We start from the raw sequence: 13780 nt of genomic DNA, 5'->3' as shown, positions 1-13780 counted from the left end.
GCTGCGATCTTTTAATCTTTAACGTGTGGTTTTATCCAGCTTCCAGCCCAACGCATCCAAGGCGTCACAGCCATCCTGGATCAACATATGCGCAGCGTTGGCAAAGTGTTCCAAGTCATGACCTTCCGCATCCTTCACGCACAGACATGTGACGCTGTTGAGCAGATTTCGTGCGGCTTTGATTCGATGGGTGGCAGTTTCAAGAAGGTCGGAAGTACGGGCTTCGGTGTCGATGTACAACGTCGGGCCGACGCTGAAGTTGCCTTGGAGCGGGTGATATTTGGACATGGGGATTTCTCTCTGAGTGAAGAGCTCCCACCGTTCGCGGCTAAGCAAATTTAGGTGACAGCTGTACGCGGGTTAGCCGACCGGACAAAGAGAACTCCGGCACACCCGAAGGTGTCCCACGCACAGCCGCCATAGGCATAAAAACATAGGCAGCAAAAAGCGCCTCCTTTCAGGGGGCGCCCGTGCACTCTTTGTTCGACCGGCTAAGATCGATCACCGATTCGTCGGCGACGGGCGAACTATAGGCGAGCCCTCATTCGATGTAAAACCCGGTCTCCTTATCTCAGAGCGGTCCTACACCAAGCACCGAATGAAGTGACGAATTCAATACTTGGTTGACTGCTGTGTCGCCATCGCGAGCAAGCTCGCTCCCACATTGGTCCGTGCAGTTTCAGCTGAAATCGCGCCGAATCCGAACTACGCCCATCTTCAATCCAAACGGTCGGAACACCGAATTCAACGATTTCAGCGTCTGATTGCCTTCTCCATGTTCGATATGCACCAGCGTGCGCACCGAGACTTTGCACATCTTTGCAAACTGGGTCTGGTGCAGGCCTGTGACTTCCACCCGCAAGCGACGGACTGCCTCACCAATCTCAAGAGTGCCTTGGGCCAGCGCCTCTTGAATGCTTTCTATGAGCAATGTGCGCTCGGCAACCGTCATGCTCATTTCAGGTCCCACTCTTTCAAACGCTGCTCCAGATTTTTCAATGCAATTCGCGGGTGATTCATTGTGGCGTCGGGCAATCCGTTGTCAGTCAGAATGTCCGGGAGTGCCAACAAGTGTTTGGCATCCTCACGCAGGCGTTCAAAAGAACCCGGCAAATCAATTAGCGCTGCCAGCGGATCATTCGGATCAGCGATGTCGGCCAATGCCTGGCACACACCACGCCAATTTACATCCCCAGCCCTCTCCAACTCTTTCGGCCACTTGGTGGTTCTTGTGACGCCTTCGTCGTCCATCACCATTGGCGCCAAGTCATAGATCGGTGCCAGGCGAAACGAGGCCGTATCGCGGATGATTGCGGTATTGCGCCCGTGGTTATCTGAGTTGCCGAGGATTTTATTGAGCAGATCCCGACGCAGATAGTCAGCAACGAGATTCGGGATTTGGTCCGCCTGCCCCGCATCACGCCATAGCCCCGCAAGCAGCCGGATAACTTCCATGTGGTCCATCGGGCTACCGGGCGTGGTGATTTGCGCCAGAGAGTAGATCGACTCCACGGCAAAACGCTCGACACCCTGAGGGGTCACTTGCCGATCAAAACGCTGCATCCACAAGCTAGGTTTGGTCCCCTCCTCCAAGGCCAAGCCCTGTTCTGCCACCGTTTCGATGCCTAGTTTTTGTAGTGCCTTGTAGTAGTGGTACTCGCTTCTGAGAATGTCCTGATCGTTCCGGGTTCCTTTATTGCGAGAGAACTTCACGAACCAGTGCTGGGTAACGTCTGCATCGTCCAATACTGCATCGGGGTATAGATCTGTGCCCTTACCCTGAGCTAACAAGAGTTTTGGCGCCTCGCCACCTGCCCCCGTTGCTCCCCCAATTGCAGCGCCCTGCTCATAGGCATATTCGAGAAACCGGTTATCCCGACTAATGACGTCCTGGCGTTTAAACCCTATAGGCTTGCGCTGATCTACTGCCTCGGCGGATTCCTTTATGCGCATATTGCCAATCGGTGCCGGAGTGCTTCTGGCCAGTAAATAAAGGTCGGCACTGACGTCAGCAGGCTTGTCACGACCTATGTGTGTCAGCAGAAATTTCTTGGCGGCACCGGCAGGTGCGATGTCATGCAGAAATGCTGGCACGTTGGATCGCTTACCCTCCCAGTCCAAAGGAAACCTAGCACTTACGGCTTTGGCAAAGGGTGTTCCAATACCCTCAATGTTTTCGACGAGATAGGGGGTTTCGTAGCCAAAGTTGCATCGACTTTCGAAACCTTTTTCAGGGCTGTCGAAGCTTAAGACCATGGCGTCGTGCCAATTCCCGGAGGTAAAGATCTGTAAAGTCAGGTCGTACATATCGTCATCACCTGCATTTAAATGCATCTCTCAGAAGCTAGCCCGCACCATAACTGCAATATAGTGCATTTATCATCACCAAGCATCGTCTCCATACGCAATAAAATGCAGATTAATTCAACCTTACGTAGAAAATACGCAAAACAATGCAGATTCGAACCAATACTAGTATCGGCAGCAACAGACGGAGTCTGGGTTGCCCAGTCAGTGGCAGATGAGTTTCCGAGTTTGCGATAGCCGACCATGTCTCGATTTGTTGTAAGAAAAAGCGTCAGCCCGAACGGGTAAAAACAACCTTCCTCAGGAGGCTGGCAATTTTCTACACAACCTTCTGAGAACCCCCGCAAGCTCGCCGGAAGCAGCTGACATCGGCACCTATAGCCTCCCTCTTAGAGTTTGGCCTCTTATCAACAGAGGCCGAATTCGATGTCCGTTCAACATAAATACCGACCAAAACACTTGGCGCTGGCCATTGCGCTTGCGCTGGGTTGCGCTGAAATTTCGCTTGCCCAGCAAGTATCCATCGATGACACCATTCCTTCGGGAGCAACGCCGGAGCAGCTCATAGCGGCGCTGGACGCATTTATAAATGATCCCGCCACCGACAAGACAACCATCAGCAAAGCAACGGATGGTATTGATCGGACATTCGGCGATGGAGATGATCTGGTCCTTGTGTCTGGCCGCGGAGTCCTTTCCGGATTGATTGACGGTGGTGACGGTGTCAACTTCCTGCAGCTCGATACCGCGAGCGGTGGCACGTTAGGCGAGAGTCGTCGTTTTGAAGGCCTGGAGCTCAAACGAAGTACTTGGACCATGAATGGTCCCGGTGATTTCAATACCGGTGTCCTGATACGTCCAAAAGCAACGCTAATAAATAATGGACATATCCAGGGTGGGGCGTTGACCCAAGGAACGCTTGTCAACCACGGAAAGATTGGCGGCGGAGCGACCGTGCAATCAGGAGGCACCCTGAACAACCCGGGAACTATCGAAGGCGACGTCGTTATCCATGAAAAAGGTGCTTTCGCGGGCAACGGTTTAACGGGTTCCCTGAAGGTAAACGGAAAGCTTTCTGTCGACGGTTTGCACGGCGCACCGAAAGTTAAAGGTGACTTGAATCTCTCCAAAACTGCCGAGCTAACTTACGAGGTCAATGCCGACCGCAAAAGTGAAACGATAATAGTCGATGGCACCGCCAGCCTTGGCGGCGCCACACTGAACATCGTTGCAGCACCGGGTGAATACCCGCTAATCAGCGAAAAAAACATCCTAATTGCCAATAAAGTCGAAGGGGAATTTGGGAAAGTCCTCAACAACCTTGCCTTTTTAACGCCCAATCTCGACTACCAAGACAAGAGTGTCGACCTGATCCTCGTCCGTAACGATGTGCCGTTGGATGCTGTCGCAATCACGGATAACGGGAAGGAAGTCGCCCAAAGCATTGAAGAGTCAACGGACATACCTCAAGCACCCTCCGTCGCTGAAGCTCCGAATCCACCTGCAATTACCGACACATCCGTTCCGGTCTCCACACCGACAACTACTACCGACCAGCCCGTCACAGCTGCAACTCCACCCCCAGCTACCCATTCCGTCGCCACAGTGCCAAAGGCATCCAGCCCCACAAACGCTGCTGTCGCGGCCCTGCTCAGCGCTGACAAACAAACGGCATCTGTTGCCATCGAACAGCTGGCTGGCGGCAATAACGCCAACCTCGCGAAAGCGACCCTGAACAGTGACAGCCCAATCAGTGCGACCATGCTCTCGGCCATGCGTCAGCTGGACAGCGCCAGTAGCTACAGCAATTCCATCAAGCGCAATGCACCACGCCTGGCCGCGGGTAGCGAGGACAATGGCCGAGTCTGGCTTCAAGCATTGGGTCACGGTGGGACGCTGGATCGCGATTACGACGCTCTGAAACACACAACCCAAGGCCTGGTACTGGGAGCTGATTGGGGCATCGATGAGGAATGGCGCATCGGGGTAATGAGCGGCAAGTCCGAAACGCGCCTGGACAGCCGCGGACTCGACGGCGATCTCGACAGCTGGCATGTGGGAGCTTATGCCCTGCGTCAAAACGGACCAATGTCCCTGCGCCTGGGCGCGACCTATAGCAGCCACGACGGCAGCACTAAACGCCGGGTTGCCTTCAAAGGTTTCAGCGACCGCCCCGAAGGCCGTTACGATGCCAACACCCAGCAGGCCTTTGCGGAATTGGGTTACAACCTGGGCCGGGCGAACGTCAGCATCGAACCGTTTGCCAGCCTGGGCTACCAACGCTATCAGCGCGACACTTACACAGAAAAAGGTGGCGCAGCGGCACTGAAGGTACACGGTCAAACGCAGAACAATTTGAACAGCACATTCGGCCTGCGGCTGGCGAAGCTCAACACGCTGGATAACGGCATGCAACTGACGCCGCGGTTCAGTGCCGGCTGGAAACACACTTACGGGGACGTCTACAGCGATACCCGCCAACGATTGGTGACGGGCGGAAAAAACTTCACCGTTTCCGGCGCGCCGCTGGATCGTGACAGCCTGCTGGTCGATGCAGGGCTGGACCTTGGATTGTCAGCAAAACACACCCTGGGCGTCGGCCTCACTGGTGAGATCGGCACCGACAGCCGAAACCACGGCGTGACGGGTCAGTGGCGAATGAGTTTCTAACAGCCACAAACCCGGGGCGAAAAAAAAGGGGAGCACATGCCCCCCCGAGGTTTAAAACGGTGTATCGAGGCTGTTAACTCAGCCTTCGATCTCGATCAGGATTTCGCCCGGGTTCACCCGATCGCCCTTGGCCACGTGGATGGCGGTGACTTTGCCGGCGATGGCCGATTGGACTTCGGTTTCCATCTTCATCGCTTCGGTGATCAGCACGGCCTGGCCGGCTTTCACGGTGTCGCCTTCCTTGACCAGCACGTCGACGATGTTGCCCGGCATGGTGGTGCTGACGTGGCCCGGTGCAGTGGCTTGCTTGCGCTTGCTGCTGCCGCCGCTGACGAATTCGTTGAGCGGTTCGAACACCACTTCTTCCGGCATGCCGTCGATAGACAGGTAGAAGTGACGCTTGCCTTCAGCCTTGACGCCGACACCGGTGATGTCGACGCGGTAGGTTTCGCCGTGGACGTCGATGACGAACTCGGTCGGTACGCCTTCGCCACCGGCCGAGGTCACGCCGCCAGCTTCAGGAATCGGCAGCAGCACCTCAGGCGTCAAGGTGCCGGCAGCGCGTTCTTCGAGGAACTTGCGACCGATGTCCGGGAACATGGCGTAGGTCAGCACGTCTTCTTCAGACTTGGCCACGTTACCGATTTCGGCACGCAGTTTGGTCATCTCTGGCTTGAGCAGGTCGGCCGGACGCACGTCGATCACTTCTTCGCTGCCGATCGCCTGGCGACGCAGTTTTTCGTTCACGGTGCCCGGCGCCTTGCCGTAGCCGCCCTGCAGGTAGAGCTTCACTTCGTTGGTGATGGTCTTGTAGCGCTCGCCGGCCAGCACGTTGAAGAACGCCTGGGTGCCGACGATCTGCGAGGTCGGGGTCACCAGCGGCGGGAAGCCGAGGTCTTCACGAACGCGCGGGATTTCGGCCAGCACTTCGCTCATGCGGTTCAGGGCGCCCTGCTCTTTCAACTGGTTGGCCAGGTTGGAAATCATCCCGCCCGGTACCTGGTTGACTTGAACGCGGGTGTCGACGGCGGTGAACTCGCTTTCGAACTGGTGGTACTTCTTGCGCACGGCGTAGAAGTACAGACCGATCTCTTGCAGCAGTTCCAGGTTCAGGCCGGTGTCGAACTCGCTGCCTTTAAGGGCGGCAACCATCGACTCGGTGCCCGGGTGGCTGGTGCCCCAGGCGAAGCTGGAGATCGCGGTATCGATGTGGTCGGCACCGTTTTCGATGGCCTTCATTTGGCACATCGCGGCCAGACCAGCCGTGTCGTGGGAGTGAATGAACACTGGCAGCGATTGCTCGGATTTCAATGCCTTGACCAGTTCGCCGGTGGCGTACGGAGTCAGCAGGCCGGCCATGTCCTTGATCGCCACCGAGTCGCAACCCATGGCTTCCATTTGCTTGGCTTGCGCCACGAACGCCTCGATGGTGTGCACCGGGCTGGTGGTGTAGGCGATGGTGCCTTGAGCGTGTTTGCCGGCGGCTTTCACCGCTTCGATGGCGACTCGCAGGTTACGCACGTCGTTCATGGCGTCGAAGATGCGGAACACATCGATGCCATTGACCGCGGCCTTGGCGACGAAGGCTTTGACCACGTCGTCGCTGTAGTGGCGGTAACCCAGCAGGTTCTGGCCACGCAGAAGCATTTGCAGGCGAGTGTTAGGCAGCGCCGCGCGCAGCTGGCGCAGACGCTCCCACGGGTCTTCTTTCAGAAAGCGTACGCAGGCGTCGAAGGTCGCGCCGCCCCAGCATTCCAGCGACCAGTAGCCGACTTTGTCGAGCTTGTCGCAGATCGGCAGCATGTCTTCGGTGCGCATGCGGGTGGCGAGCAGCGATTGGTGGGCGTCGCGCAGGATTGTGTCGGTAACGTAGATTTGTTTGCTCATTGTTCTATTCCTCACAGGCCTGCGTGGGCGGCGATGGCGGCGGCGATGGCCAGGGCCAGCTCTTCGGGTTTGCGCTTGATCGAGTAGTTGGTCAGTTCAGGGTGGCTTTCAACGAAGCTGGTATTGAACTGACCGCTACGGAATTCCGGGTTACGCAGGATTTCCTGGTAGTACGCGGCGGTGGTCTTGACCCCTTGCAGACGCATGTCGTCGAGGGCACGCAAGCCACGGTCCATCGCCTCTTCCCACGTCAGCGCCCAGACCACCAGTTTCAGGCACATGGAGTCGTAGAACGGCGGAATGGTGTAGCCGGTGTAGATCGCCGTGTCGGTGCGCACGCCGGGGCCGCCGGGCGCGTAGTAACGGGTGATCTTGCCAAAGCTCGGCAGGAAGTTGTTTTTCGGGTCTTCGGCGTTGATCCGGAATTGCAGCGCGAAACCGCGGTGCTGGATGTCTTCCTGTTTCACCGAAAGCGGGAGGCCTGACGCGATGCGAATCTGCTCGCGAACGATGTCGATGCCGGTGATTTCTTCGGTGATGGTGTGTTCCACCTGCACCCGGGTGTTCATCTCCATGAAGTACACCTCGCCCTCGGCGAGCAGGAACTCCACGGTGCCGGCGTTCTCGTAACCCACGGCTTTGGCTGCGCGCACCGACAGGTCGCCGATGTAGGCGCGCTGTTCCGGGGTCAGTTGCGGGCTCGGGGCGATCTCGATGAGCTTCTGGTTACGGCGCTGGATCGAACAGTCACGCTCGAACAGGTGCACCACGTTGCCAAAGCTGTCGCCGAGGATCTGCGCTTCGATGTGTTTTGGATTGACGATGCATTTTTCCAGGAACACTTCCGCGGAACCGAAGGCCTTGGTGGCTTCGGAAATCACCCGCGGGAATGCTTGTTCAAGTTCTTCCCGGCTGTCGCAGCGACGGATACCACGGCCACCACCACCGGAAGTCGCCTTGAGCATCACCGGATAACCGATGCGGTCGCCTTCGATCAAGGCTTCCGCGATATCCGCGACGTTGCCTTCGGTCCCCGGGGTAACCGGTACGCCAGCCTTGATCATGCTGCGACGGGCTTCGGTCTTGTCGCCCATGCGGCGAATCACTTCAGCCGATGGACCAATGAACTTGATGCCGCGCTCTGCGCAGATATCTGCCAGTTCAGCGTTTTCCGAGAGGAAACCGTAGCCGGGGTGCAGCGCATCGCAACCGGTTTCTACCGCCAGATTCACCAGCTTGCGCGCATTCAGGTAACCGGCCAGTGGCTCGGCACCAATGCTGTGGGCCTCGTCCGCGCGTTTCACATGCAACGCATGGCGGTCGGCGTCGGAATAGATCGCGACCGAGCGAATGCCCATCTCGGCGCAGGCACGCACGATTCGTACGGCAATCTCACCACGGTTGGCGATCAGGATCTTTTTTATCACTTGGAGGTTCCCTTGAGCCGGTGGTACCCACGACCTGCTAGACCAGGTCGACGCGTGACCAAATGTTTCGATTCAGTCGCAGCCCCACACTAGCCCCCACAAGGGATTAACAAAAATGATTAATTATTGGGTCAGTCATAAGTAAAGACTTATAGTTGGCGCATCAGCCCGCGGTGAGAGCGTCTATAAAATGCGTAAGTCCTTGATGCGTATGACATTGCGTCAATTACAGATCTTCAATGAGGTCTGTGATTTACGGTCCTACAGCCGCGCAGCCGATGAAATGTCTCTCACACAACCTGCCGTGAGCCTGCAGATTCGTCAACTTGAAGAGCTGATTGGGCAGCCTTTGTTCGATTACGTCGGCAAAAAGCTCTACATGACCGAGGCGGCCGAAGCCCTTCAACGCGCCAGCCGGGACATTTTCGGACGCCTGGAAAACCTCGACATGCAGCTTTCAGACATGCAGGGATCGCTGCAAGGACAGCTGAAACTGGCGGTGGAATCCAGCGCCAAGTATTTCGTGCCACACCTGTTTGCCGCGTTCAAGCGCCAGCATCCGGAAGTGAACCTGCAACTGACGGTGGTCAATCGCGGGCAGGTAATTCGACGACTGTCGGACAACCGCGACGACCTGGTGATCATGTCCATGGTGCCGCAGGACATGGGGCTGGAGTTCTTGCCATTCCTCAACAACCCGATCGTTGCCGTGGCGCCACCGGATCATCCGCTGTGCCACATGGGCCCGCTGCGTTTGCAGGATCTTGAACCCTACACACTGCTGATGCGCGAATCCGGCTCCGGGACGCGGCTGGCTTGCGAAGAATATTTCAAAGAGAAGCGCGTGCACTTCAACCAGACCCAGGAAGTCTCATCAGCCGAAGCCCAGCGTGAATGTGTGCTGGCGGGTCTGGGCGTGGCGCTGTTGACGCGTCACGCCCTGAACCTTGAGTTGGCGACCGGCGGATTGATCGAGTTGCCGGTCGAAGAGCTGCCGCTGTACCGCAGCTGGTGCCTGGTGCAAGCCAAGGCGAAACGACTGTCACCGGTGGCGCACGCGTTCCTTGCGTTTATTCGCAGCGAGCGGGTGCAGATCAGCGTGCTGGTTGAGCGTTTCGACGGGAAGTTGCCGGTGCCGCCTGCCAGTAGTTGAGCTCCAGATCAGGGAAATCACCGATCTCGGCCAACAGTTGGCGACGTTCGCAGCGATCCTCGATAGCACGGCGAAATTCCATGCGGCGCTGGTCTTCCTGCTGACGACGGGTTCTGGTGGCGCTGTTGCGTTCTTCGTAGGGCTGGGCCATTTCGAGTCTCCCAAGGCGATTACGGGAGTTTCAAGATAGGCGCGAGGGATGACGGTTTGGCGGCGGGCGGGTTACAGGGATGTGAACATTGCCATTGAAAGTAGTGTTTTTGCGGCCGCCTTCGTCGGAACGCCGCCCGGACCAAGCCCGCTCCCACATGGGATCTGCGATGTATACACTTTTTGTGCAACACAACCGATCAATGTGGGAGCGGGCTTGCTCGCGAATAAGGTCGGAACGACCTTCCGACCATTTCATGCCAAACGACGAATCAATCGTCCAGCGCTTTTACCGATTTAGGCGACAGCCGCAAGCTGCGCAGGCTGCGCTTGACGCTCTTGAGGTGATTGACCAGGCTCGGCCCGCGCGCCATGGCCACGCCCATCGCCAACACGTCGATCACCACCAGGTGGGCGATGCGCGAGGTCAGCGGCGTATAGATCTCGGTGTCTTCGTGCACATCGATCGCCAGGTTGACGGTCGACAGTTCGGCCAACGGTGTCTGGCTCGGGCACAAGGTAATCAGCGAAGCGCCGCTCTCGCGCACCAGATTGGCGGTGATCAACAAATCTTTGGAACGCCCGGACTGGGAAATACAGATCGCCACGTCGGTCGGTTTCAACGTGACCGCCGACATCGCCTGCATGTGCGGGTCGGAATACGCCGCCGCCGTCAGCAACAAACGGAAGAACTTGTGCTGGGCATCGGCCGCCACTGCGCCCGAAGCACCAAAGCCATAGAACTCGACCCGCTGAGCCTGAGACATGAGCGACACAGCACGCTGCAACTCCACCGGATCAAGCTTCTCGCGAACCTCCATCAGCGTGTGCAGGGTGGTGTCGAAGATTTTCAGGCTGTAGTCAGCGACCGAGTCGTCTTCATGAATCGCGAATTGCCCGAAGCTCGCGCCAGCAGCCAGGCTCTGTGCCAGCTTCAGCTTCAAGTCCTGGAAACCGGAACAACCGATGGCGCGGCAGAACCGCACGATGGTCGGTTCGCTGATGCCCACGTTGTGGGCCAGGTCGGCCATGGAGCTGTGCATCACCGCCGCAGGATCAAGCAGCACGTGGTCGGCGACCTTGAGCTCCGACTTGCGTAAGAGGTGGCGTGACTGGGCGATGTGTTGCAGCAGATTCAAAGGGCTGGACTCTTTGTTATTGGCAGGTGCCGGGGATGTAGCACGCTTGTAGTTATACTACATGAATCGGCTTTTTGCCTGCTCAATGCGTAACTCGATGTCCCCATTTCACGCCACATACGCTCCATGTAGCCCTTACAAGGGTTTCGCGTCCGCACGCAACTGCGCCGCCAGGCCATCGGCCTCGACCGGACGACTAATCAAATAACCCTGCACTTCATCGCAGTGCTCGGCTTTCAAAAACGCCAACTGCTCTGCCCGCTCCACACCCTCGGCCACCACTTTGAGCGACAGGCCGTGCGCCATGGCAATGATTGCCCGGGTGATCGCCGCATCCTCGCTGCCCTCCCCCAGACCGCGGATAAACGCCTGATCGATCTTCACGTAATCCACGGGGATGCGCTTGAGGTAGCTCAAGGACGAATAACCCGTGCCAAAATCGTCAATCGCCAGTTTCACGCCCAGATCGCGCAATTGCTGGAAGGTCGCGATGATGTGCTCGACGCTGTCCAGCAACTGACTTTCGGTGAGTTCCAGCTCCAGGTAGTGCGGCGCCAGACCGGTTTCTTCCAGCACCTGACGCACCAGGCTGACCAGTTTGCCCTGACGCAATTGATGCACCGACAGATTGACCGACACCCGTATCGGTTCAAGCCCCTGACGCTGCCACTCACAGGCTTGCCAGCAGGCCTGACGCAACACAAACTCGCCGATTGGGCCGATCAACCCGGTTTCCTCGGCCAGACCGATGAAGTCCCCCGGCGGCACACGACCCATGGTCGGGTGATCCCAGCGCACCAGCGCCTCGGCGGCATTCAGCCGGCCCGTGGCGAGGCACAGCTTCGGTTGGTAAAACACCTTCAGCTGCTTCTCATCGATGGCCTTACGCAGCTGATTTTCCAGCTGCAAGCGCTCCAGCGTGCTGGCTTGCAGGCTGTCGGTGTAGAACTGAAAGTTATTTCCGCCCAAGTGCTTGGCGTGCTGCATGGCCATATTTGACTGATGGACCAGCGCGGAAATTTCTCGCGCGTTGTCCGGCAACATACTGATGCCCATGGACGCGCTAACCACCAGTTCATGGCCCTCGACAGTGATCGGCAAACGCAGCTTGGTCGACAGTCGGGTCGCCACCCGCGCCAGGCTCGACAGGTTGCCGTAGGCATTGAACAACACGGCAAACTCATCGCCGGACAAGCGAGCGATGGTGTCCGCTTCAGGCAACGCATTGACCAGCCGCCGAGCCATTTTCTGCAAGAGCTGGTCGGCGATTTCATGGCCAAGGCTGTCATTGAGCAGCTTGAAGCGATCCAGATTGATGTGCAGCAACGCCAGACTGCGGTAGCCGCCCTGGCGCACCCGCTGATGAGCTTCGCTTAGCCGTTCGCGGAACAGAGAACGGTTGGCCAAGCCCGTTAATTCGTCGTAATGCGCCAGGTAACGCATGCGCTCTTCAGATTCGCGCCGGGCCGATAGATCGGCGAAGAAGCCCACGATATGGCTCACATTTCCCCGAGCATCACGCACAGCGTTCAGTTGCAACCATTGCGGATACAACTCGCCATTCTTGCGGGTTTCTACCAGCTCGCCCTGCCAACTGCCGTGCTGCTCCAGCGCTTGATGAATCGCCCCGTAGTGTCGACGGGCATCCCGGCTGCACGGCAACTCGACCACGTTGCGTCCGATCATGTCTTCAATGTCATAGCCAGTGACTCGGCTGAAGGCCTGGTTGACCGCGATCAGCGCGTAATTCGGATCGAAAATCACGATGCCTTCGCTGGCGGCTTCGAACACCGTCGCGGCCAGTTGCCGTTGCTCTTCCAGAGCTTTGCTGTCGCTGATGTCGCGACGGGTGCCGACCATGCGGATCACCCGGCCATTTTCGCCGCGCTCAACCGCTCGACCTCGGTCCTCGATCCAGACCCAATGGCCATCGCCGTGGCGCACGCGGTACTCAATCTGGTAATCCTCGCTGCGGCCCTTCAGATGCTCGACCAGCGCACGCTTGAGCGACGGCAAGTCATCAGGGTGCAGGCGCGGCTTGAGGTGGCGAAGCATCGCCGTCACGAATTCCGGCTCCAGGCCGAACAGTTCCTGAAGATGGGTGTGATGGACTTCGTCGGTTTGCAGGTTCCAGTCCCACAACCCGAGCTCACTGGCCTTCAACGCCAGAGCGAGACGCGCTTCACTCTTGCTCAGAGCCTGATTGGCAGCGTCCAGCTCCAGGCTGCGCTGGGCAACACGGCTTTCCAGCTCGATCTGAATTTGACGTAGCTCGTCTTCGGCACGACGGCGCTGGTCGATTTCCTTGGCCAGCTTTTGATTGAGCTGATCGCTGCAGCTTTGAGCCTGCTGCAAGTGCTCGATCAGGGCCTGATTCTGGAAGCGCCGCAACAGTCCGCTATCGATGAGCCGATTGACCTGCCAGGCGACCACACTCAACGCACCCAGTAAAATCAGACCAAACCAGCCCCAGCCCTGACTTTGTTCATCGCCGCCCCAGAACAGATAGCCGATGGCCGGCAACAGACAGGGCAAGGTAAAGGACAGGAACGCCGGAAGGCTGACCGCGTAGGCAACGCTGGCCGAAAGCGCTGCGGCGCCGATCAGGCCGAACACCCAGGCTTGTTGAATGAAGTTATCGGCGGGTACCAGCGCAATGCCGGCGCCGGCCAGGGTCAGGCCGGTCATGGCCGAACCCAGCAAAAACATGCGGCGCCAGATCGGATGGGCCTGACGGTTGGGTATCGCCGAATCGAAGGCTGCGACTTGAATCACCCGCAACGCCACCAGTGACAACAGCCACACCAGCCAGACGCTGACCAGGAAGTAACGCTGCGGACTCCAAAGCAAGCCAGCGCAGACCAGACCATTGATCAACATGAATAATGTGGGCAGCAATGAGCCCTGATAAAGCAGACGCGTGCGTTCGACCGCCATTTCCATGGCGTACTGTTTGCGGATAACCCGAGGCTCCACAACGGGGCCCGACAGGTCGGTGCTGAGGGTCATAGGCAATGTTCTTGTTCTTATAATGGTGAGCATGAGCC

10 protein-coding genes are annotated in these 13780 nt (G+C 57.8%); 2 read left to right on the top strand and 8 right to left on the bottom strand.

Annotation, left to right across the window (positions count from 1 at the left end; all coding sequences use genetic code 11):
- Nucleotides 1-18: 18 nt before the first annotated feature.
- From CKW16_RS00935 to CKW16_RS00925, 3 genes are all read right to left on the bottom strand, one after another.
- Nucleotides 19-288, bottom strand: coding sequence for a hypothetical protein (locus CKW16_RS00935; protein WP_095126855.1), 270 nt, complete (start codon nucleotides 286-288; stop codon nucleotides 19-21).
- Nucleotides 289-679: 391 nt separating this feature from the next.
- Nucleotides 680-958, bottom strand: a complete 279-nt coding sequence (locus CKW16_RS00930; RefSeq protein WP_095126854.1) for a helix-turn-helix domain-containing protein — start codon at nucleotides 956-958, stop codon at nucleotides 680-682.
- Nucleotides 955-2307, bottom strand: a complete 1353-nt coding sequence (locus CKW16_RS00925; protein WP_095126853.1) for a HipA domain-containing protein — start codon at nucleotides 2305-2307, stop codon at nucleotides 955-957. Before CKW16_RS00925 ends, CKW16_RS00930 begins: the two co-directional genes overlap by 4 nt.
- Before the next feature lie 426 nt (nucleotides 2308-2733).
- Here CKW16_RS00925 and CKW16_RS00920 point away from each other — a divergent pair, with 426 nt between their 5' ends.
- Entirely contained in the window at nucleotides 2734-4977 is a 2244-nt protein-coding gene (locus CKW16_RS00920) for an autotransporter domain-containing protein (RefSeq protein ID WP_095126852.1), read from the top strand.
- A gap of 78 nt (nucleotides 4978-5055) precedes the next feature.
- Here the strand turns inward: CKW16_RS00920 and oadA are convergent, their stop codons facing one another.
- Nucleotides 5056-6864: a sodium-extruding oxaloacetate decarboxylase subunit alpha gene (gene oadA, locus CKW16_RS00915; protein WP_095126851.1), complete on the bottom strand. Its 1809-nt coding sequence runs from the start codon at nucleotides 6862-6864 to the stop codon at nucleotides 5056-5058.
- 11 nt (nucleotides 6865-6875) lie between these two features.
- The gene (locus tag CKW16_RS00910; protein ID WP_008156643.1) at nucleotides 6876-8291 is read right to left on the bottom strand and encodes an acetyl-CoA carboxylase biotin carboxylase subunit; all 1416 of its coding nucleotides are present in this window, start codon (nucleotides 8289-8291) and stop codon (nucleotides 6876-6878) included.
- Nucleotides 8292-8481: 190 nt separating this feature from the next.
- Between CKW16_RS00910 and CKW16_RS00905 the strand changes: the two genes are divergently transcribed.
- Nucleotides 8482-9444 (top strand): LysR family transcriptional regulator, encoded by a 963-nt coding sequence (locus CKW16_RS00905; RefSeq protein WP_046044972.1) that lies wholly within the window; start codon nucleotides 8482-8484, stop codon nucleotides 9442-9444.
- Here the strand turns inward: CKW16_RS00905 and CKW16_RS00900 are convergent.
- The 3 genes from CKW16_RS00900 to CKW16_RS00890 all read right to left on the bottom strand — a co-directional run bounded on the left by CKW16_RS00900 (nucleotide 9386) and on the right by CKW16_RS00890 (nucleotide 13742).
- Nucleotides 9386-9595, bottom strand: a complete 210-nt coding sequence (locus CKW16_RS00900; RefSeq protein WP_095126850.1) for a PA3496 family putative envelope integrity protein — start codon at nucleotides 9593-9595, stop codon at nucleotides 9386-9388. The two genes, CKW16_RS00905 and CKW16_RS00900, sit on opposite strands and share 59 nt — an antisense overlap.
- Before the next feature lie 271 nt (nucleotides 9596-9866).
- Nucleotides 9867-10733 (bottom strand): transcriptional regulator HexR, encoded by an 867-nt coding sequence (gene hexR, locus CKW16_RS00895; protein ID WP_008156648.1) that lies wholly within the window; start codon nucleotides 10731-10733, stop codon nucleotides 9867-9869.
- A 135-nt stretch (nucleotides 10734-10868) separates the two neighbouring features.
- Nucleotides 10869-13742, bottom strand: a complete 2874-nt coding sequence (locus CKW16_RS00890) for an EAL domain-containing protein (RefSeq protein ID WP_095126849.1) — start codon at nucleotides 13740-13742, stop codon at nucleotides 10869-10871.
- Nucleotides 13743-13780: the final 38 nt, after the last annotated feature.

This window comes from Pseudomonas sp. Irchel s3h14 (genome assembly GCF_900187425.1).
Lineage (GTDB): Bacteria > Pseudomonadota > Gammaproteobacteria > Pseudomonadales > Pseudomonadaceae > Aquipseudomonas.
Note: the sequence above shows the minus strand (reverse complement) of the source record. Positions and strands in the feature narration are given on the sequence as shown.

Coding starts and splice junctions, on each gene's coding strand:
- CKW16_RS00930 (WP_095126854.1), bottom strand. CDS start 958: ATGAGCATGACGGTTGCCGAGCGCACATTGCTCATAGAAAGCATTCAA.
- oadA (WP_095126851.1), bottom strand. CDS start 6,864: ATGAGCAAACAAATCTACGTTACCGACACAATCCTGCGCGACGCCCAC.
- CKW16_RS00935 (WP_095126855.1), bottom strand. CDS start 288: ATGTCCAAATATCACCCGCTCCAAGGCAACTTCAGCGTCGGCCCGACG.
- CKW16_RS00925 (WP_095126853.1), bottom strand. CDS start 2,307: ATGTACGACCTGACTTTACAGATCTTTACCTCCGGGAATTGGCACGAC.
- CKW16_RS00920 (WP_095126852.1), top strand. CDS start 2,734: ATGTCCGTTCAACATAAATACCGACCAAAACACTTGGCGCTGGCCATT.
- CKW16_RS00890 (WP_095126849.1), bottom strand. CDS start 13,742: ATGACCCTCAGCACCGACCTGTCGGGCCCCGTTGTGGAGCCTCGGGTT.
- CKW16_RS00905 (WP_046044972.1), top strand. CDS start 8,482: ATGCGTAAGTCCTTGATGCGTATGACATTGCGTCAATTACAGATCTTC.
- CKW16_RS00900 (WP_095126850.1), bottom strand. CDS start 9,595: ATGGCCCAGCCCTACGAAGAACGCAACAGCGCCACCAGAACCCGTCGT.